Below are 24,041 nucleotides of genomic sequence, written 5' to 3'. Positions count from 1 at the left end.
GCCTTATTTCCCGCGGACGATACGGCGGAGTTTGGTGACGCGCGGGCCTACTTCGCGTTCGTAGCCGTGGTCTGTGGGGTGGTAGTAGTCGGTGCCGACCAGTTCGTCGGGTGGGTATTGCTGGGCGAGGACGCCGTCGGGATGGTCGTGGGGGTATTTGTAACCCTTGGCGTTGCCGAGTTTCTCGGCTCCGGCATAGTGGCCGTCGCGTAGATGCGGTGGGACGGCTCCGGCCTTGCCCGCTCGGATGTCGGCCATGGCCGCGCCGATGCCCTTGACCACCGCACCGGATTTGGGGGCGGTCGCTATGTGGATGGTGGCCTGGGTCAGGGCCAACTGGGCTTCGGGCATGCCGACTAGTTGGACGACTTGGGCGGCGGCGACGGCGGTTTGGAGGGCGGTGGGGTCGGCCATGCCGACTTCCTCGCTGGCCTGGATCATCAGGCGGCGGGCGATGAAGCGGGGGTCTTCGCCGGCGCTGATCATGCGGGCCAGGTAGTGCAGGGCGGCGTCGACGTCGGAGCCGCGCAGGGATTTGATGAAGGCGCTGATGACGTCGTAGTGCTGGTCGCCGGCGCGGTCGTAGCGGACCGCGGCCTTGTCGACGCTGGCCTCGACCAGTTCGACATCGACGGTGCCGTCGAGGGAGGACTCGGCGGACGCCTCGAGGGCGGTCAGGGAACGGCGGGCATCGCCGCCCGCGATGCGGATGATGTGGTCGAGGGCGGCGTCGGTGACCTTGTACTCCCCCGCCAGTCCGCGCGGATCGGCGATGGCGCGGGTCAGGACGAGGCGAATATCGTCCGCGGACAACGACTTCAGTTGCAGCACCAGGGAACGCGACAGCAGTGGGGAGACGACCGAGAAGGACGGGTTCTCCGTGGTGGCGGCCACCAGCAGGACGATGCGATTCTCGACCGCCGCCAGCAATGCGTCCTGCTGGGTCTTCGAGAAGCGGTGCACCTCATCGATGAACAACACGGTCTGCTCGCCCGCGGTGAGGCGGCGGCGGGCGAGGTCGATGACGCCGCGGACTTCCTTCACACCCGCCGAGAGCGCGGACAGCGCTTCGAAGCGGCGGCCGGTGGCCTGGGAGAGCAGGGAGGCGAGGGTGGTCTTGCCGGTGCCGGGCGGGCCGTAGAGCAGAACCGAAGCGGCGCCGGACCCTTCGATGAGGCGGCGCAGCGGGGATCCGGGGCCGAGCAGGTGCTCCTGACCGACCACTTCGTCGAGGGTGCGCGGGCGCATGCGCACGGCCAAGGGCGCGAACCTGTCGCCGGTGGTCGGCTTGATCACCTCGAACTCCTCGGACACGGCCTCCGATCCGGGCGCGTCGAACAACCCATCGCTCACCTGCACGACCCTACCGAGGGGCTCCGACAGGTCCGAGCGCGCAGGTCCGGGCAGGTATCGATTCACTAACTGTTCATCTGTCCAGTTTGCTTTCGGGATGCCGATCCGATCGAATCTGTGGCGTGCGCCTCCCTGAGATCATTTCCGCCCGAGTCGGTCGCCGCGCGGCGCTCAAGGGCGGCACCGCCGCGGTACTCCTGACCGGCACCGCCGCGGCCGGCCTGCTCGGCACCGCCGTCGCGCGCGCCGAGTCCGCGGTCTTCCGGCACGGCATCGCCTCGGGCGATCCGCTGCCGACCGGCGTCATCCTCTGGACCAGGGTGACGCCGTCGGAGGACGCGCTACCGGGCTCCGGCGCGGGCGACCCGGTGAGCGTGCGCTGGGAGGTCGCGCGGGACGAAGGGTTCGGTTCCGTCGTCGCCTCCGGAATACACACCGCGACAGCGGATTCCGACCACACCGTGAAGGTCGACGTCGCGGGGCTGGCGCCGGGCGCGGACTACTTCTACCGCTTCACCGCGCTCGATCAGACCTCCCCGACCGGCCGCACCCGCACGGCCCCGGCCGCCGACGACACCCCGGATCGCCTGCGCTTCGGCGTGGTGTCGTGCGCCAACTGGGAGGCCGGATTCTTCAGCGCCTACCGGCATCTGGCCGATCGCGGCGACCTCGATGCCATCGTGCACCTCGGCGATTACCTCTACGAGTACGGCAATGGCGAGTACGGGGGCCGCAATGGCTCGGTCCGCCTGCACGAGCCCGCGCACGAGATCATCTCGCTGGCCGATTACCGAATCCGGCACGCGCAGTACAAGACCGACCCGGATCTGGCGAACCTGCACACCCTGCTGCCGTTCATCTGCACCTGGGACGATCACGAGACCGCCGACGACACCTGGTCCGGCGGCGCGGACAACCACAATCCGGGCGAGGGTGATTGGCAGGCCCGCAAGGACGCCGCCCGCCAGGCGTATCTGGAGTGGATGCCGGTGCGCGCGGGCGCGGACCGACGGCTGTACCGGCGACTGCGCTTCGGCACCCTGGCCGAGCTGTCCATGCTCGATCTGCGCAGCTACCGCAGCGAGCAGGTGCACGCCGGTCCGGGCTGGCGGCAGGTCGACGACCCGAACCGCACCATTACCGGCAAGGACCAAATGGATTGGGTCACCAATGCTCTGGTGACCGCCCCGGTGCGGTGGAAGCTGGTCGGCAATCCGGTCATGATCTCCCCGCTGGTGTTCCCGCCGCTGGATCCGGCCAGCACCGCCGCGCTGACCGAGCTCATCGGCATCCCGGACGCCGGTATTCCGGCCAACCTGGACCAGTGGGACGGCTACACCGCCGACCGGCAGCGCCTGCTCGACGCCATCACCGGCAATCAGGTCTCCGATGTGGTGTTCCTGACCGGTGATATCCACACCTCATGGGCCGCGGACGTCCCGACCGTGGCCGCCACCTACCCGGCCTGCCAGACCGCGGGCGTGGAGTTCGTGGTGCCGTCGGTGACCTCGGATTCCATGGGCGACATGACGAAAACCCCGCCCCGCACCGCCTCGCTCATGGCCGAGGGCGCCATTCGCGGCGTCAACCGGCACCTGGGCTATATCGAACTGGATTCGCACGGCTACGGCGTACTGCACGTCGACGCCGAGCAGGCGCAGATGGACTGGTTCTACATCTCCGATCCGGCCGATCCGAATGCCGGTGTGCGCCACGGCGCCTCGTTCGCCGCCCGCCGCGGTGGACGGCTGGAGCCGCGTCCGGGTCCGATCGTCTGACGACTCCCGCGGTCCGGTAGCGCGCACTCCGAGTTCAGGGTTCGATACAGCACATGAAACAAAACTCCAGTGTTTCAGTTCATTCCGGTCAGGGCGGGCTGAGCCGCCGCAGGCTGTTGAAGACCACCGCGACGGCCGCCGCCGGAGCCACCCTGCTCTCCGCCGCTCCGGCGCACGCCGCGGGGCAGGTGTTCCGGCACGGCGTCGCCTCCGGTGACCCGCTGCCCACCGGCGTGATCATCTGGACCCGCGTCACCCCCTCCGACGCCGCCACCCCGGGTTCAGGTGCCGGCGAACCGGTTTCGGTGCACTGGGAGGTTGCCACCGACGCCGCCTTCACCTCCGTCGTCGCCTCGGGCGCGGTCACGACCGGACCCGACGCCGACCACACGGTCAAGGTCGACGTCCCCGGCCTGTCGGCGGGCAGCGACTACTTCTACCGATTCACCGCGCTCGCAGCGGTTTCCGCCATCGGCCGCACCCGCACCGCCCCGGCCGCGCAGGACTCCCCCGACCGGCTGCGTTTCGGTGTCGCCTCCTGCGCGAACTGGGAGGGCGGATACTTCGGCGCGTACCGGCATCTGGCCGCCCGCGAGGATCTCGACGCCGTCATCCATCTGGGCGACTACCTCTACGAGTACTCCCGCGGCAAGCATCGGGGCCTGCTGCCCCTGGTGCGCGAACACGATCCGGTCAACGAGATCGTGTCGCTGGCCGATTACCGAATCCGCCACGGCCAGTACAAGACCGATCCGGATCTGGCGGCCCTGCACGCCCGCTATCCGTTCATCGCCATCTGGGACGACCACGAATCCGCCAATGACGCCTGGGCGGGCGGCGCGGAGAACCACGATCCCGCCGAGGGCGATTGGCAGGCCCGCCGGGCCGCCGCCATGCAGGCGTATCTGGAGTGGATGCCGGTGCGCGCCAATGGCTCCGGCGCCAATGCCCGCCTCTACCGTCGTTTCCGGTTCGGCGCGCTGGCCGAGTTGTCCATGCTGGATCTGCGCACCTACCGCGACGAGCAACTGCCCGCGGTGGCGGGCTGGCGCGAGACCGCGGACCCGAATCGCTCGATCACGGGCAAGGACCAGATGGATTGGCTCACCGCCGGTTTGGCCTCCGCGCCCACCCGCTGGAAGCTGGTCGGCACCCCGGTCATGTTCGCGCCGCTGCAACTGCCGACCACGAATCCGGCGGTCGCGGCGGCCTTCCAGGCCGTCCTGGGCACCCCCGATTCCGGCATTCCCATCAACCTGGATCAATGGGACGGCTATGCCGCCGACCGGCAGCGCCTCTTCGACACCATCACCGGACACGATGTCGCCGATGTGGTGTTCCTGACCGGTGACATCCACACCTCCTGGGCTGCCGACGTCCCCGTCGACACCCGCGAGTATCCGCGGGGGCGGGTCGCCGCCACCGAATTCGTGGTGCCCTCGGTGTCCATGGCCAGCATCGGCGAGATCATGCACACGCCCGCCCGCACGGTGTCGCTCGGCCTGGAGCAGACGGTCAGGAACCTGAACCCGCACCTGCACTACGCCGAACTCGACTCGCACGGCTACGGCGTCTTCGAGGTCACCGCCGAACAGGCGCAGATGGACTGGTTCTACGTCACCGCCGCGGCCGATCCGAACACCGGTGTGCGCCACGGCGCCTCGTTCGGGGTGCGCAGCGGGATAGGACGCGTGGAAGCGCGGCCGGGACCGGTGAACTGAACGAACGACCTGGGAGCACGGCGGACCGGCCGCCCGAAACGCGGCCGGTTCACTACTCTTCCCAGTGCTCCTCGAGCGTCGCCGACACATGCTCGGCGAAATCGCCCAGCGGATCGTCTCCGGTGCAGCGCGCGTCCTCGGCGAGCGCGGCCCACCGGTTGATGAGCGCGGCCGAGCGCGGAATCGAGAGCCCGTGCTCGCGCGCCGAGGCGATGCGCGAATGGTCGGCGGGCAAGAACCAGAAGGTGGACAGCCACACCCAGATGAGGCGCGCCTCCAGAATGCGTTCCGCCAGGACCTCGTCGTCGGCGAGGGACGGCCACACCGCGACGACTTCGGAGCGCCACGCCTCGACCATCTGGCGGGCGCGTTCGCGGGAGAGTTCCACATCGCAGAGGCAGCCGGGGAAGGACACCAGCGCGTAGGCGATATCGAGGGTGGCGTCGCGGAAGCCGCCCCATTCGTAGTCGAGGAACCGCGCGCCCTCCTCATTGAGGATGACATTGTCGGGGCACAGGTCCGAGGGGCTGAAGGCCCGGTGCCGGCCGGCGGAGAACAGCCGGTTACCGCGCACGATGCGTTCGGCGATCTCGCCGGGCACCTCGATGCCCAGTTCGCGCTGCAGCATGATCGGCACCTCGGCGACCGCGGATTCGGCCTGCTGGGCGATGCCGTCCACCCGGTGCACCACGTCCACGCGGCGTAGCAGTGCCACGAAATCGGCCTCGCGGCCGACGGTCGCCGCGTGCATGCGGCCCAGTGCCTGGGCGAAGGCCATGAGCGCATTGCGCCCGGCGGGCTCCACGGCGGCCTGCAGCACCTGGGTGAGCGAGGTGTTCTCCCCGAGGTCGCTGAGAATGAGCAGGCGCTCGGGCAGGCTGTAGCCGAGCAGGTACGCACCGGGTCGGTGGTCACGGCCCAGTGCGGTGGTGAACTGGTACGACACCGCCTCCCGCAGGAAGGCGGAGTCGATGCTGGCTACGCCGGGCGCCATACCGCCGGTGCGTCGTTCCTTCGCTCCGCCGCGCACCTGCTTGATAATGAGGGTGCGCGGAAGTGAAAAGGCGTTCTCCGCAACGCGGACGCGTAGCACCGTCGTCCTACCACTACCGCTGAGTTCCATAGGATCGCTCAGCTTTACCGGAGCACCCATTCGCTTTGTGAGCAACTGTTGTGCCGCGGACACGACTTCGGCGGCGCGTTCGGCCAATAGTGCGGTCATCGCGTCCCAAGTTACTCGCTTCAGGTCACTTTCAGCGAGCGGTTGCGCAACCTTTCGCGCGTCGTCCGGCGTGTCTTTGTGAAGGGTTTGCCCACGCGGCGCTGGTTGCTTGACACAACCAGGCAGGTCTAGTTGTCTCATGTTCAACTGCCGTGCGCCACACCGTAAACCGGAAAATGTGAAAGGCTCGCGACCATGACCGGCACGCCGCCCTCCGCACCGAACGATCCCTCCGGCGAACCGCCCGCCGAGGAGGGTGGCCGGCAATTCTCCGCCCAGCCCGGCCGACACCAAAACCCCGAGCCCGCAGCGCATTCCGCGCCGCCCGAACCGGCCCCGGGGCACGGCAGGCACGAGCTGCCCGGCCGCGCCGGCTACCCGCAGTTCGAGGGACCGGGCGCCGCACAGTACGGCAGCGAGCCCGTGGAACCCCCGCCCCCGCTGCCCCCGCAGTCGGGCGCGCCGGGTACGGCGCCCAGCTATTCTCAGCAAACTCCACTGCCGCCCGGCGCCATGCCCCCGGGCAGTGTGCCGCCCCCGGGCGCCGCGCCGCAGCCGGGCGGCCTGCCGCCCCAGCCCGGCTACCAGCCCACGGGCGGCCTGCCGCCGGGCGCGCCGCCGCCGCAGGTGCCCGAGCCGCCGCTGCCCTATCGGTCCACCGAATCCCTCGATGTCGGCCGCGCCCTCGCCTACGGCTGGGAACGCTTCCGCCTCAATCCGATTCCCTGGATCGGCATGGGCCTGCTCGGCCTGATCTCCTGGCTGACGGTCACGCTGCTGGTGAACGTGTTCGAGGTGAGCTCGCTCCCGGCCCTGCTGCTGCTGTTCGCGGTGGCCTCGCTCATGGTGTGGCTGCTGCAGGCGGCCATGATCCGCGGCGCGCTCTACGAAACCGACGGCACCCCACCGGATTTCCCGGCCTTCTTCGGCTTCGTGAATGCCGGCAGCGTGCTGCTGACCGCGGTGCTGGTCTTCGTCGGCGCCCTGGTGGCCTCGCTGGCATGCGTGTTCCCGGCGGTCATCGTCGGTGTGCTGTGCATGTTCTCGCTGCACTTCGTGATCGATCAGGAGCAGGATCCGGTCACCGCCATCAAGTCCAGCGCCCAGCTGGTGTTCCGCAATCCCGTGCCGACCGTGCTGCTGGCACTGGCGGTGCTGATCATCACCGCGGTCGGCATGCTGTTCTGCGGATTGGGTTTGCTGGTGGCCGGTCCGGTCTCGGCCATCGCCATCACCTACGCCTACCGCACCCTCACCGGCGGCCTGGTGGTGCAGGTCTGACCGCTCACCGCACGTCGGTCAGCCACCACCGCTTCAACCGGTCCAGTGCGCCGCCGCGCTTGCCGTAGCGCGGCCGCACCCACAGCACCAGCACGCCCGCCACCACGATGCCGACCATGTTCACCGCCAGCTGCCCGATGGACATGAACGCCTTGTGCCACTCCCCCACCGTGGCCGCCACCACCGCGAAACCGGCCGCCGGAATGGTGGTGACCGAGATGAAAACACCGACCAGCGCAGCGGATTTCGGTGTCATGAGCGCCAGCATCCCGGCCGCGCCGGCCAGCAGCGCCACCACCACCGAGAACGGCCCCACCTTGTAGATGAAGTCCACATTGTGGATGTTGTCCATCCCCTCGCGGGTGATCCAGCCGAGGTTGCGGAACAGCAGAGTCGCGAGCCAGGCGATGGCCATGGCCACCGGGAACCCCACCAGCAGGGCCAGCGAGGAATGCGCCGCGAGCCGGAAGTCCTTGCTCACCAAGGCGACCGCGGTCCCGGCGAGGGGCCCGAACTCCGGGCCCACCACCATGGCCCCGACAATGGTCACCGGTGAATCGGTCGCCACGCCCACCACCGCCAGCAGGCAGGCGATGGTGATGAACGCCAGATACGAGGGCGTGAGCGTGGACGCCTCCCCGGTCTGCGCGACCAGCTCCTCCCACACCACCGCATCGGAGGGGCTGCCCGGCGCGGCCTCGACCGCCTCGTCGGCGACATCGGACAGCACGGTGTCGATCTGCTCCAGGCCGATGCCGCCGCTGTGCGTGATCCCGAGCCCGGTGAGCCCTTCCAGCACCCCATCGGCGGCCTCCCGCGCGAGCATGCATTCGACCAGATCCCCGGCAGGGTCCACCGCCGCGCCGCGCTGCACCGTGACGAGCGTCGCGCCCGGATCGGCACGCAATACCGCCAGCGCGGCGTCGGTGGTCTCGGCCGGACAGATCACCCGGACCTGCAGCACCCGAACCCCCTTGTGATCAGCGGGTTTTCCGGTATCGGTCGATACCGGCCGGGTGCAGCCTATCCGGGTGAGTGCCTACTTCCCGGTTTCCTTGCCCTTGTCGTCCTTGATCGGCTTGCCGTCGGCGTCGAGCTTCACGTTCAAGCCCGCCTCCTGGCGCTGCTGCAGGGTGATCGGCGCGGGCGCCTCGGTGAGCGGGTCGACGCCGCCGCCGGACTTCGGGAAGGCGATGACCTCGCGAATGGAGTCCATGCCGGCCAGCAGCGCGGTGATGCGGTCCCAGCCGAAGGCGATGCCGCCCATGGGCGGGGCGCCGTAGGAGAAGGCGTCGAGCAGGAAGCCGAACTTCTCCTGCGCCTCCTCCTGGCCGATGCCCATGACCTTGAACACCCGCTCCTGCACGTCGCGGCGGTGGATACGGATGGAGCCGCCGCCGATCTCATTGCCGTTGCAGACGATGTCGTAGGCGTAGGCCAGCGCCGCACCGGGATCGGTGTCGAAGGTGGCCAGGTGCTCCGGCTTGGGCGAGGTGAAGGCGTGGTGCACCGCGGTCCAGGCCGAATGGCCCAGGGCCACATCGCCGCTGGCGGTGGCGTCGGCGGCGGGCTCGAACATGGGGGCGTCCACGATCCATACGAAGGCCCAGGCGTCCTCGTCGATGAGGTTGCACTTGCGGGCGATCTCACCGCGCGCCGCGCCCAGCAGAGCCCGGCTGGACTTCACATCGCCGGCGGCGAAGAACACGCAGTCGCCGGGCTCGGCGCCGACCTGCTTGGCCAGGCCCTCGCGCTCGGCGTCGGACAGGTTCTTGGCGACCGGGCCGCCGAGGGTGCCGTCCTCGTTGAACAGGATGTAGGCCAGGCCCTTGGCGCCGCGCTGCTTGGCCCATTCCTGCCAGGCGTCGAGCTGGCGGCGCGGCTGGCTCGCGCCACTCGGCATGACGACCGCGCCGACATAGGGAGCCTGGAACACGCGGAACGGCGTGTCCTTGAAGTACTCCATCATCTCGGTGATCTCGATGCCGAAGCGCAGATCCGGCTTGTCCGAGCCGTAGCGACGCATGGACTCGGCGTAGGTCATGTGCGGGATCGGGGTCGGGATCTCGTAGCCGACCAGCTTCCACAGCGCGGTCAGGATGTCCTCGGCCAGCAGGATGACGTCCTCCTGCTCGACGAAGCTCATCTCGATGTCGAGCTGGGTGAACTCGGGCTGGCGGTCGGCGCGGAAGTCCTCGTCGCGGTAGCAGCGCGCGATCTGGTAGTAGCGCTCGATGCCGCCGACCATGAGCAGCTGTTTGAACAGCTGCGGCGACTGCGGCAGCGCGTAGAACGAGCCGGGCTGCAGCCGCGCGGGCACCAGGAAGTCGCGCGCGCCTTCGGGCGTGGACTTGGTCATGGTCGGGGTCTCGACCTCGACGAAGGCATGCTTGGCCAGCACGTCGCGGGCGGCGGCATTGACCTTCGACCGCAGCCGGATGGCGTGACCCGGGCCTTCGCGGCGCAGATCCAGGTAGCGGTACTTCAGGCGCGCTTCCTCGCCCGGCTCGTCGTCGAGCTGGAACGGCAGCGGCGCGGCCTCGTTGAGCACCTCGAGCTCGGTCACATTGACCTCGATGGCACCCGTCGGCAGATTCGGGTTCTCGCTCCCGGCCGGTCGGTTCTCGACCACTCCGGTGATCTTCACGACGAATTCGTTGCGCAGCTTGTGGGCCTGTTCGGCAGGCTCGCCCTCACGGAACACAGCCTGCGACACACCCGACGCATCGCGCAGATCGATGAAGATCACGCCACCGTGGTCTCGCCGCCGGGCCACCCATCCGGTGAGGGTGACGGTCTGACCGGCGTGCTCGCTTCGCAGCGAACCAGCCAAGTGGGTGCGCAGCACGGGATTCCTTTCGACGGGCTCGAAGCACCACGGGGTCGGCCGGGTGCGCTCCTATCGTAGTGAGACACGTTTGACTAGAGGAAACCGATATCCGCGCCGCCGTGCCAAGCTAGGAGCCATGACCTTCAACGAGGGCCTGCAAATCGACCCGGACCGGGTGCGAAGCGGTGGCGGCGGGCCGGGCATGGGCGGCGGTATGGTCCTCGGCGGTGGCGCCCTCGGCATCATCGCGCTGATCGCGACGCTGCTGCTGGGCGGTGATCCGAGCAGCGTGCTGGGGCAGTTCACCGGCGAGCAGGCGCAGCAGGAGGGGACCGTCGCCGGGACGCCCGAGCACTGCAGGACCGGAGCGGACGCCAATAAATACGTCGACTGCCGCGTGGTGCTTACGGTGCAGAGCCTGGATTCGGTGTGGGGAACCGAACTGGCCAAGCAGACCGGCACCCGCTACACCGATCCGTCGGTGCGGCTGTTCTCCGGTGTGATCAATACCGGTTGCGGTCGCGCGTCCTCGGCGGTCGGCCCGTTCTACTGCCCGGCCGATCAGACCGCCTACTTCGACACCGCGTTCTTCCAGGAGCTCAAGGATCGCTTCGGCGCCACCGGCGGGCCGCTCGCCCAGGAGTACGTGGTCGCCCACGAGTTCGGACATCACATTCAGAACCTGCTCGGTGATCTGGGCCGCGCCCAGCGCGATCCGCAGGGCCCGGAATCCGGTGCGGTGCGCACCGAACTACAGGCCGACTGCTACGCCGGGGTCTGGGCATACTGGGCCGACAAGCTGCCGGCCCCCGGCTCGAACACCCCGTTCCTGCAACGGCTCACCGAGAACGATGTGCGCGACGGCCTGTCCGCCGCCTCCGCGGTGGGCGACGACCGGATTCAGGAGAAGGCCACCGGCCGCGTGAATCCCGAAGCCTGGACCCACGGTTCGTCCGAGCAGCGGCAGAAGTGGTTCCTGTCCGGTTACAAGACCGGCCAGGTGGCTTCGTGCGACACCTACTCCGCCCGCGACCTGGACAATCCGCCCGCCCTGCGCTGATCGCCCGCCCTACCGAACTCCGCACCCCGCGCCGTATCCGGTGCGGGGTGTGTGCTTTCCGGCCCCTGCACCGTCGGCGCGCCCTGGTGCCCACGAACCGCGCGGCGAGGCAGAATCTCCGGCGGCGGGCGCCTGCCCGCAATGGGATTCGGAGGACGTGAATGCGAAGACTGGGCGCGAGAACACGATTCGGGACTGCGGCGCGGCGCACGACCGCTGCGATGCTGGTGGCGGCCGCGATGCTCACCGGCACAGGCGGTTTCGCCGCCGCCGACGAACCGGCGGCCACCACGGTGTTCATGCTGACCACCATGCCCAATGGCTGGCAGACCCGCCTCGATCTGCGCCCGGTGCTGGAGATCCGCTCCGACGGCAGCGCGGTGAAACGACCGGACGGCGGCACCCAGGAACTGAAGGGGAAGGTCCCGGCCGAGGCGACCACCGCGGCCGCCACCGAGATCCGGGCCCTGGCTCAGGTGGATCTGGGCACGCCCACCGTCACCGATCAGGGCAATCTGATCCTCGACTTCATGCCGGCCCAACCGGATCCGGACGTGCACCTCATCGTGTACGCGCCCGAATCCACCGAGGGCCTCACCGATGAGCAGGTGGCCGCGCGCGCCCGGTTCGCGACGCTCTACGACAAGCTGCTCAACGCCTTCTCCGCGAGCTGATTCCGCGCGCCGGGATCGGCCTGCCAGATGCGGCTGCGCAGATCCCGGCCCCGGATCACCTGGATCCGCCACGGCTCCAGCCGCAGCACCCGCAGTTTCGGATCGGCGGGCGAGCGCCAGAACTGGCCGAGGTGGTAGCCCGCGCCGCGAGGGCTGGTGCGGCGGTACAGCTCCCACACGTGTTCCTTGTCCGCCCGGTCCTCCACCCCCGTGGCCACGGCGTCGATGGCGACCGAGTTGTTGCCCGGCGCCCAGTAGGAGAAGTTGGTGTGCGGATTGCGCGCCAGATGCGCTTCCTTGACCGGCGTCCGATAGGTGGCCAGCCACCCCAGCGGCTGCCCGTCCACGTTCTCCCACACCGGGATCAGCACCCGGGTGCGCGGCCGGTACTTGGAATCGACGGTCACCATGGTGGCGTAGTTGATGGCCCCGACGTAGCTGTTGAACTCCGGCTCCAGTTCGGCGAACCGGCCGACCTTCGTGCTCATGCCCGCAATCTCCTTGGGACGTACTGCATTCGATGCTCTGACAGGAACCAGGTTCGCAGTGTCGATCTTCCCGAACCAGTGACACCGATGCCGGGTATCACCAAATTCCTGCCATATCCTGACGGGCATGAGCGTCGGTTCCGTCGCCCTGGTCGTGCCCGGTGAGATCGGGTTGGCGTCCTGGGACATGTACGAGTTGAGCATTCCCGCAACGATCTTCGGCAGGCGGCAGCCGGACCTGTCGCCGGACTGGTACGAGCTGCGCCTGTGCGGGACCGGTGAACGCACACCCGCCGCGGAAACGGGTCTCGCGCTGCGCACCGACTACGGGCTGGATGGTCTGATCGGCGCGGATACCGTGATCGTCCCGTCGGTCCCGGAAGCCTGTGTGGAGGACGGGCTTCCGCTGCCCGCGGATCTCATCACCGCCCTGCGCGAGGCCGCCGCGGCGGGCGCGCGCATGGTGTCGCTGTGCACGGGCGCCTTCGCACTCGCCGAGGCCGGGCTCCTGGACGGCCGCCGCGCCACCGCGCACTGGATGCACACCGCCGAGCTGGCGCGCCGCTATCCGCGGGTCCAGGTCGACGACTCCGTGCTCTACACCGATGACGGTGACCTGCTCACCAGCGCCGGCATGACCGCCGGACTGGATCTGTGCCTGCATCTGGTGCGCCGCGATCTGGGCGCGCGAGTGGCCAATCAGCTGGCCCGCCGCATGGTGGTGGCCGCGCACCGGCCGGGCGGGCAGGCCCAGTTCATCGATCTGTCGGTGCCCGCCACCGACGATCACACCCTGGCGCCCGTCCTGGATTGGGCGCGAGCCAATCTCGATCAGCCCCTCACCATCGAGGATCTGGCCCGCCGCGCCGCCGTCAGCCCGCGCACGCTCTACCGCCGCCTCCAGGAGTCGACCGGCACCACTCCCCTGCAATGGCTGCTGAACCAGCGCCTCGGCCGGGCCCAAACCCTGCTCGAGGCAACGCATCTGTCGGTGGAGAAGGTGGCGGAGCTGAGCGGTCTGGGCACCGCCAACAATCTCCGCCACCACTTCCTCAAGCAGATCGGCGTCTCCCCCAGCGACTATCGCCGGGCCTTTCCCTGTCCGGAGGTCAACTAGCCGGCCGCGCCGACCGTCCAGGTCTCGCGGCCGGTGAGCAGGGTCTGCAGCGAATCCTCGTGCACCGGTTTGTCTTCGGCGGCGCTGTCGAGCTGGGCGCGCACGCCGTCGTCGTAGGTGCGCCGCGACACGCTGCGGAAGACGCCGGTCACCACATTGTTGAGGTCCTGATCCGACAGCCGGGACAGGGCGTAGGCGTACTCCGGATCGTCGGCATAGGCGTCGTGCACCACGATGTCGGATTCGGCGACGCTGTCGGCGCGGGCCACGCGCAGGCCGAAACCATGGCGCACGACGGCGAATTCGCGGTCGGCGCCGAAGCGGATGGGCTCGCCGTGGTGTAGCCGGATGAGATGGGATTCGGCGTTCTCGCGGCGCAGGGCGTCGAAGGAGCCGTCATTGAAGATCGGGCAGTCCTGCAGGATTTCGACGAAGGACGTGCCGCGGTGTTCGGCGGCGGCGCGCAGCACCTCGTTCAAGCCGGCGCGGTCGGAGTCCAGGGCGCGGGCGGCGAAGGTGGCTTCGGCGCCCAGGGCGACCGAGAGCGTGTTGAACGGATGGTCGACCGAGCCCATGGGGGTGGACTTGGTGACCTTGCCGGTCTCCGAGGTCGGCGAGTACTGGCCCTTGGTCAGCCCGTAGATCCGGTTGTTGAACAACAGGATCGTCATGTTCACATTGCGACGCAGCGCGTGAATGAGGTGGTTGCCGCCGATGGACAGGGCGTCGCCGTCACCGGTCACCACCCACACCGACAGATCGGGCCGGGTGACCGCCAGGCCGGTGGCGATGGCGGGGGCGCGGCCGTGGATGGAGTGGATCCCGTACGCCTCCAGGTAATACGGGAACCGGCTGGAGCAGCCGATGCCGGAGACGAACATGAGGTTCTCGCGATTGAGGCCGAGCTCGGCGAGGAAGCCGCGCACGGTGGCGAGGATGACGTAGTCGCCGCAGCCGGGGCACCAGCGCACCTCCTGATCGGAGGTGTAGTCCTTGGCCTTCTGCGGGCCGTCGGCGGTGGGGACGCCGGACAGGCCGGTGAGGCCGAGATCGGTGCCGACGAGCGGGTTTTCGAGAATGGTCATCACTTACCCCCTGTGCTGCGATACGTCGCCCGCGCCCGCGCGGCGAAGGCCTTGCTCTGTTCCATCTCGGCGATCGAGCCGTCCAGGGCCGCGTCGATGACGCCGACCAGTTCCTGCGCGGAGAAGGCGGTGCCGGCGATCTTGGTCCACGGTTGCACGTCCACCAGGTAGCGGGCGCGCAGCAGCATGGCCAGCTGGCCGCCGTTCATCTCCGGCGCGACCACGGTGCGATAGCGGCGCAGCACGTCGCCGAGATTGGCCGGGAACGGATTCAGATGCCGCAGATGCGCCTGCGCCACCGGCACCCCGCGCCGCCGCGCCCGCCGGCACGCCTCGCCGATGGGACCGTAGGAGCTGCCCCACCCGATGAGCAGCAGTTCGGCCCGCTCGCCCGGATCGTCCACCTCGAGATCGGGCACCGCAATGCCGTCGATCTTGGCCTGCCGCAATCGCACCATGAGTTCGTGATTGGCCGGCTCGTAGGAGATATTGCCGGTGCCGTCGGCCTTCTCGAGGCCGCCGATGCGATGCGCGCGGCCCTTGGTGCCGGGCACCGCCAGCGGGCGCGCGAGGGTTTCCGGATCGCGGGCGTAGGGCTGGAACGAATCGTCGGGCTCGCCACCGGGTTCGAAGCCGGGATCGATGCGCGGCATCCGGTCGACCTGCGGAATCGCCCACGGCTCCGAGCCATTGGCAATGGCGCCGTCGGACAGCAGCAGCACCGGGGTGCGATAGGTGAGCGCGATGCGGGCCGCCTCGACGGCGGCGTCGAAACAGTCGGCGGGCGAGCGCGGCGCCACCACGGGCACCGGGGATTCGCCATTGCGCCCGTAGAGCGCCTGCAGCAGATCGGCCTGCTCGGTCTTGGTCGGCAAGCCGGTGGAGGGCCCGCCGCGTTGCACGTCGATGATCACCAGTGGCAGCTCGGTCATGACCGCGAGGCCGATGCTCTCGCTCTTGAGCGCGAGCCCGGGCCCGGAGGTGCTGGTGACGCCGAGTGCGCCGCCCAGCGAAGCGCCCAGCGCCGCACCGATTCCGGCGATCTCGTCCTCGGCCTGGAAGGTGGTGATGCCGAAGTTCTTGTGCTTGCTCAGCTCGTGCAGGATGTCCGAGGCCGGGGTGATCGGATAGGTGCCCAGGAAGACCGGCAGACCGGACAGCTGCCCGGCTGTCACGATGCCGTAGGCGAGCGCGGTATTGCCGGTGATCTGCCGGTAGGTGCCGGGCGGCAGCGTCGCGGGAGCAATCTCGTAGGTGGTGGCGAAGGCCTCGGTGGTCTCGCCGTAATTCCATCCGGCGCGAAATGCCAGGATATTCGCTTCGACCACATCCGGTTTGGCCGCGAATTTCTCTCGCACGAACTGTTCGGTGCCGCCGATGGGCCGCCCGTACATCCAGGACAGCAATCCCAGCGCGAACATATTCTTCGCCCGCTGCCCATCCTTTTTGCCCACACCGGTCGGTTCGGTCGCGGCGAGGGTCAGCGAGGTCATGGGCACCCGGTGCACCACGAAATCGGTCAGCGTGTCATCGGTGAGCGGATCACCGCTGTAGCCCACCTTGGCCAGATTGCGCTTGGTGAACTCGTCGGTGTTCACGATGAGCGTGGCCCCGCGCGCCAGGTCCTCCAGATTCGCCTTGAGCGCAGCGGGATTCATGGCCACCAGCACATCGGGCTGGTCACCGGCGGTGAGGATGTCGTAGTCGGCGATCTGGATCTGGAAGGAGGACACGCCGGGCAGGGTGCCCTGGGGTGCGCGGATCTCGGCCGGGAAACTCGGTTGAGTGGCAAGGTCGTTGCCGAATGCGGCCGCTTCGTGCGTGAACCGATCACCGGTGAGCTGCATGCCGTCACCGGAATCGCCCGCGAAGCGAATAACGACCTTTTCCAATTTCTCTGCGGCAGCGCCGTTTCCGGGCGCCGCCACCGGGTTGTCATGCTGCGAAACCATGCGCCTGCATCACTTCCTCGTCGAGTCAGAAGTACCAACGCCAAACTACTCCGCTCTATTCGCGACACACCGGCGAAAGTGAGCGGCGGAACGCAGAGATTTACACCGGCGTCAGGCGAACAACGCCAGCTGTGGGTCGGGCGTATGCGATTCGGCGGCACGCACCTCGGGTTCGGCCGGTCGGTCGCGGTTCAAGCCGTGCTTGTCGAGCAGCGGCTCGATACGGCCGCGTAGCCACGCAGAATACTCCGGAGTGACCGAAGTACCGCGACCATACAGCTGCCGGTAGCGTCGCAGCAGCGCCGGGTGCGCTTCGGCGAGCCAGTTGAGGAACCAGCCGCGGGTGCTGCCGCGCAGATGCATGGGAAATGCGGTGACGCTCGCGGCCCCGGCCTCGGCGATCGCCCCGATGAGTTCGTCCAGGTGAGCCTTGGAATCGGTGAGATACGGAATGACCGGGGCGACCATGACATTCACGGCGAATCCGGCATCGGCCAGGGCGCGCACCAGTTCCAGGCGCGCCTTGGGCGAGGGCGTCCCGTGCTCGATGGCCCGATGCAGTTCGGGATCCAGGATGGCGATGGAGACCGCCAGCTGCACCGGCACCTGCCGCGCGGCCTGGGTCAGCAGCGGCAGATCCCGGCGCATGAGCGTGCCCTTGGTGAGAATCGAGAAGCCGGTGCCCGATTCGGTGAGCGCGCCGATGATGCCCGGCATCAACCGGTAGCGCCCCTCGGCGCGCTGATAGGGATCGGTATTCGTGCCCAGCGCGACGGGTTCCCGCCGCCAGGACCGCTTGTGCAGTTCCTTGCGCAGAATGGGCACCACATTGGTCTTGACCACGATCTGCGAGTCGAAGTCATTGCCCGAGTCCAGATCCAGGTACTCGTGCGAGCCGCGCGCGAAGCAGTAGCGGCAGGCGTGCGAGCAGCCGCGCATCGGATTCACCGTCCAGCCGAACGGCAGCGACCCGCCCTCGGGCACCTTGTTCAGCGCGCTCTTGCAGAGCACCTCGTGGAATGTGATGCCCTCGAACTCCGGTGTCTGTACGCTGCGTACGAAACCGGCACGTTCGAGCCCGGGCAGCGCGCCGTCATCGGCGTCCAGGGTTTGGCTTTGCCAGCGCACCACCCAAGTCGAACATTTGTTCTACCGACTGTCAAGCGATCTTCTGCGTGTCGGGCTCGAGTTTGCGCCCGTTGTAGAAGTCGATCAGATCGCCGACGGTCTCCTGCGCAGAGCGCGGCTGATACCCCAACTCGCTCTTGGCCTTCGCGTTCTCCACGATCGGCGCCGACAGCAGCGCGCCCATGGCCGCCTTGGAGATCCGGTCGCTGCCCAGCGCCTTGGAGACCGGCTCCAGGATCGGAATGAGCGCATTGATGACCTTCGGCGGAATCGCGAAGGCGGGCTTGAGCCTGCCGTTGTACTCGGCCGCGAACCGGGTGATCTCCAGCATGTTCACGAAATGGCCGCCGAGCAGATAGTTCTCGCCGGTCTTGCCGCGCTCGCCGGCCAGCACCAGGCCCTGCGCCACATCGCGCACGTCGACCAGGTCGAAGCCGCCGCCGATCATGACCGGGGTGCGCCCGCGCGCGGAATCCCACAGCGTGACATTGATGCGCGAATCGGAGTGGTCGACCGGGCCGTACACACCGGTCGGGTTGCAGATCACCGCATCGAGGCCGTCGTCGATGACCTTGCGCAGTTCGACCTCGCCCTGGAACTTGGAGCGGTCGTACACCGGCAGATCCGGATCGATGGACCGCGGCGAGCGCTCGTTGATGGTGCCGCCGCAGCTGTACTGGTTGAAGGCGTGAATGGAGCTGGTGTGCACCATGCGCCGCACGCCGACCGCCTTGGCGGCCTCGGCCACCACGCGCACGCCCTCGGTATTGATCCGCCAGGCGAGATCGTTCTTGTGCGCCAGGGTGATGAGCGCGACCAGGTGGTACACGACCTCGGCGCCCTCGAGCGCGCTACGCATGGACTCGGGGTCGAGCACGTCACCGGAGACCCAGGTGACACCGGGTTCGCTCGCACCGTTCGGGCGGACGCGATCGATGGCAGTCACCTCGTGACCGCGATCCGTAAGCAGGCGAAGCAAATTGGTGCCAAGGAACCCGGCAGCGCCGGTGACTGCGACCTTCATGGCTTGAAGAATATAGAACTTGTTCTAATTTGCAACAACGGCCGGAACACGCTTCGGCCTCGGCGTGGGGCCGGACGGCACGCCGAGCTGGACGAACGATGGGTTATATTCGGCATCGCATGTCCACGACGATAGGGGGGCACATCATGGCCGAACTCTCGGTCGATACCACCGCGGTCCGCACCTTCGCCGCGACGCAGGACGGCGTCGCCGCCGACATCGCCGCGACCGGCGGCCTGGACACCGTATCCCACGTCGCCGCCATGACACCGGTCTTCGGCCTGATCGGCGCGGACTTCCTGGTCAGCTTCGCCGCCGCCGAGCTACTGCACGACAAGGACATCAACGCCCTCTCCGCCCGCTTCGCCCACGTCGGCCAGGCCGCCTTCGGATCCGCCGCCACCTACGACGCCACCGATGCCGAATTCGCCGGTGGGCTGAGCAGGGTCACCGGGCAGCTCGGAGGGCAGTCATGAAGTTCCCCGAGGACGGCGTGATCGGCGTCGTCGCCCCTACCGCTCCAGGCGTCGCCGGTGCGGCCGCCGCGCTTCCCGCCGGTGCGTCCGGCGTCCTGCTCGACCCGCCGCTCGGGCAGTTGCCCGAGGATATGGCCCCGTTCGAGCCGCCCGCATTCGCCTTGTCGCGCAAGGAGATCGAGCAGGGCGGGTCGCCGCTGACCGGCGGTATGCCGCACGGCCTCCCGGGCGCGTCGCACGGTGACGACACCTATGCGGCCTCGGTCCTCGACGGCTCCCACGCCCCCGCCCTCGATGCCGCACACGGCGTACTCGGCGGCGCGCAGCAAGCACTCGGGGACGCGCAGGGCGTACTCGGCACCGCGCAGCAAGCCCTCGGCGACGCGCAGGGCGCGCTCGGCACAGCACAGGCGGCGCTGAACAATGTGCCCGCCGCATTGCAGTCCGCGCAGGCCGCCCTGGCTCGGGCCGGGGTGGACCCGGCCGCGCTGCCGCCGCTGCCCGCCGATCCGGTCGGCGATCTCATGAAGGGCTTGGCGCTGCCCGCGATCCCGGGGATGGACGCGCTGTTCAAGCCGTTCCTGGATCTGATCAACAGCTTCGGCACCGGTGTCCTGGGCCAGCTCAATCCGGCCTCGATCCTGAGCGAGGGCTCCAAGCTCATCGAAGGCGCCATGAGCGTCGGCCAGGGCGCGTTCAAAACCGTCGAGCAGGTCTGGCAGGGCCAGGCCTCGCGCAATGCGCAGGCCGCCGGCCAGCAGGCGCAGAACCACGGCCGGGAGACCGCACAGCGCGGCTTCGACATCTCGGCCGTCACCGAACAGGCCGCGGCCGTGGTGCAGCGCGGCAATATCCAGCTCACCGCCATCGCGCAATCCTTCGCCGCGCAGGCCACCGCCCTCGCGCCGGTCATCATGACCCCGCCCGCCCAGACCGCCCTCATCGCCTCGGCCACCCAGCATCTGGGCCAGGCCATGACGGTCGTCAACATCACCCGCGGTGAACTGGCCGGATACACCGCGCAATTGAACGGCGTCGTGGCCCAGCTGCTCGGCCAGGGCGGCGGCCCCAATCCGGCCGAGGTCGCGCAGTCGCTCGCGCAGAACGTCGGCCAGCCGATCCTCGAACAGGCCAAAGGTCTGCTGCAAGGCGGCGACTCCCCCGCCAATCCCCTCGGCGGCATCCCCGCCAAGCCCGGCCCGAACGATCTCGACACCAAGGCCGCCGGACTCGGCGGCGGTGGCGGCGGTGCCGGAGGCGGCGGCGGTCTCGGTGGAGGCGGCGGCCTGGGCGGCGTCGCGTCGACGCCCGGCGGCCCGGGGTCCTCGATTCCCGGCGGCAAGGTCCCGGCGGGCACGGCGAGCCCCTTCGGCGCGGGTACCGGCGGCCTGCCCGGCACGAGCGGCGTCGGCGGTCCGGGCTTCATGGGCTCACCGCACGCGGCGGGCGCCGGCCAGCGCGGCGGCGATCAGGAGTATTCACGCACGGTGCTGCCGCACCAGAGCCGTTCCGGCGAAAGCGAACTCACCGGCAATCTGGGCGAGGCGGCCCCGAATGTCATCGGCGAAGCCGAGGACGAGGTTGCCGGAGATTACGACGGCGACCCGGCCTGACTTCTGCACGGTGGCTGGACCCTGCGATGCGCCCGTGTGAACGCGGCAATGCAGCGTGTGAACAAGGCGATGCCGCGGTTACCGGAGTAGCTGCTCCGGCACCGCGGCATCAGTGGAGGCCGACTGCGGCTGTACACCCCGCGGGCACCGGCCACCAGGCTCATCCCCACACACGCGGGGAGCAGCGCCCGATTACCGCCGGGCGCTGCGGTTTTCAGACGACAGTCGGGCGCACCTGCGCGTCGATGCCGCCGTCGATGACGAACTGCGCCCCGTGGATGAAACCGGCGTGCGGGCCCAGCAAATACACGATAAGCGAAGCGATCTCATCCGGCGAGCCATTGCGGCCGATGGGTGCCAGGAAGTTGCGGATGGATTCGCCGTAGCGGGGATCGGCCAGTCCGGCTTGCAGGAGCGGAGTGTCGACGCTGCCGGGGGCCACCGTATTGAGGCGCACGCCCGCCATGCCCCATTCCACGGCGCGCTCGCGGACCGCGACGGTCACCGCGTTCTTCGAGGCGGCGTAGGCGTAGGACCCGGCGAAATCGCCTGCCTGCGCGAAGGCTTCGGCCTCGTTGCCCTTGGCGATCGGATTCTCGGCCCACTGGATGTGGGTGGAGGCGACCGAGGAAACCACCACGGCCGCAGGCGATTCACCCTTCCGCAACGCGGGCAGCAGCGCATCGAGCAGGGCGATCGTGGCGCGGTAGTTGATCTCCACAATGACGTTCGGGTCCGGCACCTGCGGGCCGACTCCGGCGCACAGCACCACCCCGTCCAGCACGCCGCCCGAGCGTTCCAGCACCGCCGCGACCGCTGCCGCGCGCGCCGCCGGATCGGTCAGATCGGCGGTCACCTCGGCATTGCGCAGATCGATGCCGATGACGTCGCGCCCGGCGGCGGTCAGCGCGGCGGCGGTCGCGGCGCCGATGCCCGACCCGGATCCGGTGATGGCAATGGTCATGACATCGATTAGAACAAGGTGCAGAATCCGGCCGCAAGCGAGGCCGAAAAATGGTCTCGGTTACCGGGACTATGATCCGAACAGCAACTAGAATCTGTTCTAGTTTTCGTACTTGCTCACCGTCGAGAGGACGATCGATGCGTTTCACCTACGCAGAGGCGATGACCAATCCGGACTACTACGTCCCGCTGGCGCAGGCGGCGGAGGCGGCCGGGTTCCACTCCATCACCGTTGCGGACAGCATCGCGTACCCGGCGGAGTCGGACTCCAAGTACCCCTACACCCCGGACGGCAATCGCGAGTTCCTGGACGGCAAGCCGTTCATCGAATGCTTCGTGCTCTCGGCCGCCATCGCCGCGGCGACGACCACGCTACGGATCACCCCGTTCGTGCTCAAGCTGCCGATCCGACCACCGGTACTGGTGGCCAAACAGGCCAGTTCGCTGGCACGGTTGAGCAACAACCGTTTCGGTCTCGGTGTGGGCATCAGCCCGTGGCCGGAGGACTTCCAGATGATGGGCGTCCCCTTCGAGCGGCGCGGCAAGCGCCTGGACGAGTGCATCGAGATCGTGCGCGGGCTGTCCACCGGCGAGTACTTCGAATACCACGGCGAGTTCTACGACATTCCCAAGATCAAGATGACCCCCGCCCCCACCCAGCCGCTGCCGATCCTGCTCGGCGGACACAGCGATGCCGCGCTGCGCCGGGCCGTCCGGCTGTGCGACGGCTGGATGCATGCCGGCGGCAAGGACGAGGAGCTGGACCAGTACCTGGCGCGCATCCGCGAATTGCGCAGCGAGCGGGACAATCCCGGTGAGTTCGAGATCCACGCGGTGTCGCGGGACGGCTACACCCCGGACGGCGTGAAGCGCCTGGAGGAGCGGGGCATCACCGATCTGATCATCGGCTTCCGCAATTCCTACGCCATGGAGCACGACACCGAATCGCTCGAGGACAAGATCACCAAGATCAAGTGGTACGGCGACAATGTGATCGCCAAGCTCGGCTGAGCTCGGCGATCACCGCCGGATCGGGCCGGGCTCAGCCGCGCTTGGCGAAGCCCGCCTCGATCACCGCATCCCGCTCGGCCACCAGTTCGGCGACGCTGAGATCGATACGGGCGCGCGAGAATTCGTCGATCTGCAGATCCGGCACGATGGTGTACCGGCCGTCGGCGCAGGTCACCGGGAACGAGCTGATCAACCCTTCCGGCACCCCGTAGGAACCGTCCGACGGCACCGCCATGGACACCCAGTCGCCCGGCGCGGAGCCCAGCGCCCAATCGTGAATGTGGTCGATGGCGGCGCTGGCCGCACTCGCCGCCGAGGACGCGCCCCGCGCCTTGATGATCGCGGTGCCGCGCTGCTGCACGGTCGGAATGAAATCGTCCACCAGCCACGCCTGGTCGCCGATGACCTCGACGGCCGGGCGGCCCGCCACCGTGGCGTGGTTGATGTCCGGGTACTGCGTCGCGGAGTGGTTGCCCCAGATGGCGATTCGTCGAATATCGGCCGCGGCCGCACCGGTCTTCTTCGTCACCTGCGCGATCGCGCGATTGTGGTCCAGGCGCGTCAGCGCGGTGAACCGCTCCGCGGGCACGTCGGGTGCATTGCTCATGGCGATGTAGGCATTGGTATTGGCCGGATTCCCGACCACGAGGACCTTGATGTCCGCGGCCGCATTGGCATTGATGGCCGCGCCCTGATCGGTGAAGATGGGCCCGTTGGCGGCCAGCAGATCGCCGCGCTCCATGCCCGCGGTGCGCGGTCGCGCCCCGACCAGCAGCGCGATATTCGCGCCGTCGAAACCCACCCACGGATCATCGGAGATATCGATGCCCGACAGCAGCGGGAACGCGCCGTCCTCGAGCTCCATGGCCACGCCCTCGAGCGAGCCGACCGCGGCGGGAATCTCCAACAGCCGCAACCGCACCGGGGTCTCCGGGCCGAGCAGCGCACCGGACGCGATGCGGAACAGCAGCCCGTAGGCGATCTGCCCGGCGGCTCCGGTCACGGTCACGGTCACGGGTCGAGCGGCACTGCTCACGGCGAACTCCTCGCGCTAGGCGGATATCCCGTACCTACCCTAACGATCGCTCACCGGCACACCCCAGCAGTCGTGAGCAAGCAGACATCACCGCGATGCCGGCGCGCCTCCGCCAGCGCGCCTCCTCGGAGACTCACCCCCGTCGTTCCGGCGGGCTTTTGGCCGGAATCCACCACCAGGGCAGAGAAACCCGCCCACAACACGCCCGGATGAGCGGGGGGGGGGGCCG

The 24,041-nt window shown here is 68.7% G+C and carries 20 protein-coding genes; 9 read left to right on the top strand and 11 right to left on the bottom strand.

Features of this window, described 5'->3' with window-relative positions; genetic code table 11:
- Positions 1-3: 3 nt before the first annotated feature.
- Positions 4-1,353, bottom strand: coding sequence for a replication-associated recombination protein A (locus ACFVIV_RS35295; protein WP_379204038.1), 1,350 nt, complete (start codon positions 1,351-1,353; stop codon positions 4-6).
- A gap of 122 nt (positions 1,354-1,475) precedes the next feature.
- Between ACFVIV_RS35295 and ACFVIV_RS35290 the strand changes: the two genes are divergently transcribed.
- Both ACFVIV_RS35290 and ACFVIV_RS35285 read left to right on the top strand, forming a co-directional pair.
- Complete coding sequence (locus ACFVIV_RS35290; RefSeq protein ID WP_379204036.1) at positions 1,476-3,131, top strand: alkaline phosphatase D family protein; 1,656 nt, start codon at positions 1,476-1,478, stop codon at positions 3,129-3,131.
- A 53-nt stretch (positions 3,132-3,184) separates the two neighbouring features.
- Positions 3,185-4,852: an alkaline phosphatase D family protein gene (locus ACFVIV_RS35285; RefSeq protein ID WP_379204034.1), complete on the top strand. Its 1,668-nt coding sequence runs from the start codon at positions 3,185-3,187 to the stop codon at positions 4,850-4,852.
- A 52-nt stretch (positions 4,853-4,904) separates the two neighbouring features.
- On the opposite strand, the gene ACFVIV_RS35280 is transcribed toward ACFVIV_RS35285, so the two are convergent.
- The gene (locus ACFVIV_RS35280; protein WP_379204032.1) at positions 4,905-6,074 is read right to left on the bottom strand and encodes a phosphotransferase family protein; all 1,170 of its coding nucleotides are present in this window, start codon (positions 6,072-6,074) and stop codon (positions 4,905-4,907) included.
- A gap of 195 nt (positions 6,075-6,269) precedes the next feature.
- Between ACFVIV_RS35280 and ACFVIV_RS35275 the strand changes: the two genes are divergently transcribed.
- Positions 6,270-7,355, top strand: a complete 1,086-nt coding sequence (locus ACFVIV_RS35275) for a hypothetical protein (RefSeq protein WP_379204030.1) — start codon at positions 6,270-6,272, stop codon at positions 7,353-7,355.
- A 4-nt stretch (positions 7,356-7,359) separates the two neighbouring features.
- Here the strand turns inward: ACFVIV_RS35275 and ACFVIV_RS35270 are convergent, their stop codons facing one another.
- Together ACFVIV_RS35270 and aspS are read right to left on the bottom strand one after the other, a co-directional pair.
- On the bottom strand, positions 7,360-8,319 hold the full coding sequence (locus ACFVIV_RS35270; protein ID WP_379204028.1) for a DUF389 domain-containing protein: 960 nt from the start codon (positions 8,317-8,319) through the stop codon (positions 7,360-7,362).
- Between the two features lie 75 nt (positions 8,320-8,394).
- A complete protein-coding gene (gene aspS, locus ACFVIV_RS35265; RefSeq protein WP_379204026.1) occupies positions 8,395-10,203 on the bottom strand; it encodes an aspartate--tRNA ligase in 1,809 nt (602 codons plus the stop codon).
- A gap of 118 nt (positions 10,204-10,321) precedes the next feature.
- On the opposite strand from aspS, the gene ACFVIV_RS35260 reads away from it, so the two are divergent.
- Complete coding sequence (locus ACFVIV_RS35260) at positions 10,322-11,245, top strand: neutral zinc metallopeptidase (RefSeq protein ID WP_379204024.1); 924 nt, start codon at positions 10,322-10,324, stop codon at positions 11,243-11,245.
- A 161-nt stretch (positions 11,246-11,406) separates the two neighbouring features.
- Positions 11,407-11,919: a hypothetical protein gene (locus ACFVIV_RS35255; protein ID WP_379204023.1), complete on the top strand. Its 513-nt coding sequence runs from the start codon at positions 11,407-11,409 to the stop codon at positions 11,917-11,919.
- Here ACFVIV_RS35255 and ACFVIV_RS35250 read toward each other — a convergent pair.
- A complete protein-coding gene (locus ACFVIV_RS35250; RefSeq protein WP_379204021.1) occupies positions 11,883-12,407 on the bottom strand; it encodes a pyridoxamine 5'-phosphate oxidase family protein in 525 nt (174 codons plus the stop codon). The genes ACFVIV_RS35255 and ACFVIV_RS35250 overlap by 37 nt on opposite strands.
- Before the next feature lie 127 nt (positions 12,408-12,534).
- On the opposite strand from ACFVIV_RS35250, the gene ACFVIV_RS35245 reads away from it, so the two are divergent.
- On the top strand, positions 12,535-13,524 hold the full coding sequence (locus tag ACFVIV_RS35245) for a GlxA family transcriptional regulator (protein WP_379204019.1): 990 nt from the start codon (positions 12,535-12,537) through the stop codon (positions 13,522-13,524).
- Here ACFVIV_RS35245 and ACFVIV_RS35240 read toward each other — a convergent pair.
- The 4 genes from ACFVIV_RS35240 to ACFVIV_RS35225 form a co-directional block, all read right to left on the bottom strand.
- Positions 13,521-14,609: a 2-oxoacid:ferredoxin oxidoreductase subunit beta gene (locus ACFVIV_RS35240; protein WP_379204017.1), complete on the bottom strand. Its 1,089-nt coding sequence runs from the start codon at positions 14,607-14,609 to the stop codon at positions 13,521-13,523. The two genes, ACFVIV_RS35245 and ACFVIV_RS35240, sit on opposite strands and share 4 nt — an antisense overlap.
- Positions 14,609-16,561: a 2-oxoacid:acceptor oxidoreductase subunit alpha gene (locus ACFVIV_RS35235; protein ID WP_379204015.1), complete on the bottom strand. Its 1,953-nt coding sequence runs from the start codon at positions 16,559-16,561 to the stop codon at positions 14,609-14,611. Before ACFVIV_RS35235 ends, ACFVIV_RS35240 begins: the two co-directional genes overlap by 1 nt.
- Positions 16,562-16,672: 111 nt before the next feature.
- A complete protein-coding gene (locus ACFVIV_RS35230) occupies positions 16,673-17,689 on the bottom strand; it encodes an Rv2578c family radical SAM protein (protein WP_379204013.1) in 1,017 nt (338 codons plus the stop codon).
- A gap of 31 nt (positions 17,690-17,720) precedes the next feature.
- Positions 17,721-18,713, bottom strand: coding sequence for an NAD-dependent epimerase/dehydratase family protein (locus ACFVIV_RS35225; RefSeq protein WP_379204011.1), 993 nt, complete (start codon positions 18,711-18,713; stop codon positions 17,721-17,723).
- A 119-nt stretch (positions 18,714-18,832) separates the two neighbouring features.
- Between ACFVIV_RS35225 and ACFVIV_RS35220 the strand changes: the two genes are divergently transcribed.
- The gene (locus tag ACFVIV_RS35220) at positions 18,833-19,189 is read left to right on the top strand and encodes a type VII secretion target (RefSeq protein WP_379204009.1); all 357 of its coding nucleotides are present in this window, start codon (positions 18,833-18,835) and stop codon (positions 19,187-19,189) included.
- Positions 19,186-20,802 (top strand): hypothetical protein, encoded by a 1,617-nt coding sequence (locus ACFVIV_RS35215; RefSeq protein WP_379204007.1) that lies wholly within the window; start codon positions 19,186-19,188, stop codon positions 20,800-20,802. The genes ACFVIV_RS35220 and ACFVIV_RS35215 overlap by 4 nt, the downstream gene beginning before the upstream one ends.
- A gap of 214 nt (positions 20,803-21,016) precedes the next feature.
- On the opposite strand, the gene ACFVIV_RS35210 is transcribed toward ACFVIV_RS35215, so the two are convergent.
- Positions 21,017-21,766 carry an SDR family oxidoreductase gene (locus ACFVIV_RS35210; RefSeq protein WP_379204005.1) on the bottom strand — a complete coding sequence of 250 codons (750 nt, stop codon included), beginning with the start codon at positions 21,764-21,766 and terminating at the stop codon, positions 21,017-21,019.
- A 137-nt stretch (positions 21,767-21,903) separates the two neighbouring features.
- On the opposite strand from ACFVIV_RS35210, the gene ACFVIV_RS35205 reads away from it, so the two are divergent.
- The gene (locus ACFVIV_RS35205) at positions 21,904-22,776 is read left to right on the top strand and encodes a TIGR03619 family F420-dependent LLM class oxidoreductase (RefSeq protein ID WP_379204003.1); all 873 of its coding nucleotides are present in this window, start codon (positions 21,904-21,906) and stop codon (positions 22,774-22,776) included.
- Positions 22,777-22,807: 31 nt separating this feature from the next.
- On the opposite strand, the gene ACFVIV_RS35200 is transcribed toward ACFVIV_RS35205, so the two are convergent.
- Positions 22,808-23,812, bottom strand: a complete 1,005-nt coding sequence (locus ACFVIV_RS35200; protein WP_379204001.1) for a malate dehydrogenase — start codon at positions 23,810-23,812, stop codon at positions 22,808-22,810.
- Between the last annotated feature and the right edge of the window lie 229 nt (positions 23,813-24,041).

The organism is Nocardia sp. NPDC127526 (genome assembly GCF_042672265.1).
Taxonomy (GTDB): Bacteria; Actinomycetota; Actinomycetes; order Mycobacteriales; family Mycobacteriaceae; genus Nocardia.
The sequence above is the reverse complement of the archived record's forward strand: the minus strand, read 5'-3'. Positions and strand labels throughout refer to the sequence as shown.

Excerpts from the sequence above, each read along its gene's own strand:
- ACFVIV_RS35260 (WP_379204024.1), top strand. The coding sequence starts at position 10,322 with ATGACCTTCAACGAGGGCCTGCAAATCGACCCGGACCGGGTGCGAAGC.
- ACFVIV_RS35245 (WP_379204019.1), top strand. The coding sequence starts at position 12,535 with ATGAGCGTCGGTTCCGTCGCCCTGGTCGTGCCCGGTGAGATCGGGTTG.
- ACFVIV_RS35250 (WP_379204021.1), bottom strand. The coding sequence starts at position 12,407 with ATGAGCACGAAGGTCGGCCGGTTCGCCGAACTGGAGCCGGAGTTCAAC.
- ACFVIV_RS35255 (WP_379204023.1), top strand. The coding sequence starts at position 11,407 with ATGCGAAGACTGGGCGCGAGAACACGATTCGGGACTGCGGCGCGGCGC.
- ACFVIV_RS35280 (WP_379204032.1), bottom strand. The coding sequence starts at position 6,074 with ATGACCGCACTATTGGCCGAACGCGCCGCCGAAGTCGTGTCCGCGGCA.
- ACFVIV_RS35285 (WP_379204034.1), top strand. The coding sequence starts at position 3,185 with ATGAAACAAAACTCCAGTGTTTCAGTTCATTCCGGTCAGGGCGGGCTG.
- ACFVIV_RS35235 (WP_379204015.1), bottom strand. The coding sequence starts at position 16,561 with ATGGTTTCGCAGCATGACAACCCGGTGGCGGCGCCCGGAAACGGCGCT.
- ACFVIV_RS35275 (WP_379204030.1), top strand. The coding sequence starts at position 6,270 with ATGACCGGCACGCCGCCCTCCGCACCGAACGATCCCTCCGGCGAACCG.
- ACFVIV_RS35225 (WP_379204011.1), bottom strand. The coding sequence starts at position 18,713 with ATGAAGGTCGCAGTCACCGGCGCTGCCGGGTTCCTTGGCACCAATTTG.
- ACFVIV_RS35220 (WP_379204009.1), top strand. The coding sequence starts at position 18,833 with ATGTCCACGACGATAGGGGGGCACATCATGGCCGAACTCTCGGTCGAT.
- ACFVIV_RS35205 (WP_379204003.1), top strand. The coding sequence starts at position 21,904 with ATGCGTTTCACCTACGCAGAGGCGATGACCAATCCGGACTACTACGTC.
- ACFVIV_RS35215 (WP_379204007.1), top strand. The coding sequence starts at position 19,186 with ATGAAGTTCCCCGAGGACGGCGTGATCGGCGTCGTCGCCCCTACCGCT.
- ACFVIV_RS35210 (WP_379204005.1), bottom strand. The coding sequence starts at position 21,766 with ATGACCATTGCCATCACCGGATCCGGGTCGGGCATCGGCGCCGCGACC.
- ACFVIV_RS35240 (WP_379204017.1), bottom strand. The coding sequence starts at position 14,609 with ATGACCATTCTCGAAAACCCGCTCGTCGGCACCGATCTCGGCCTCACC.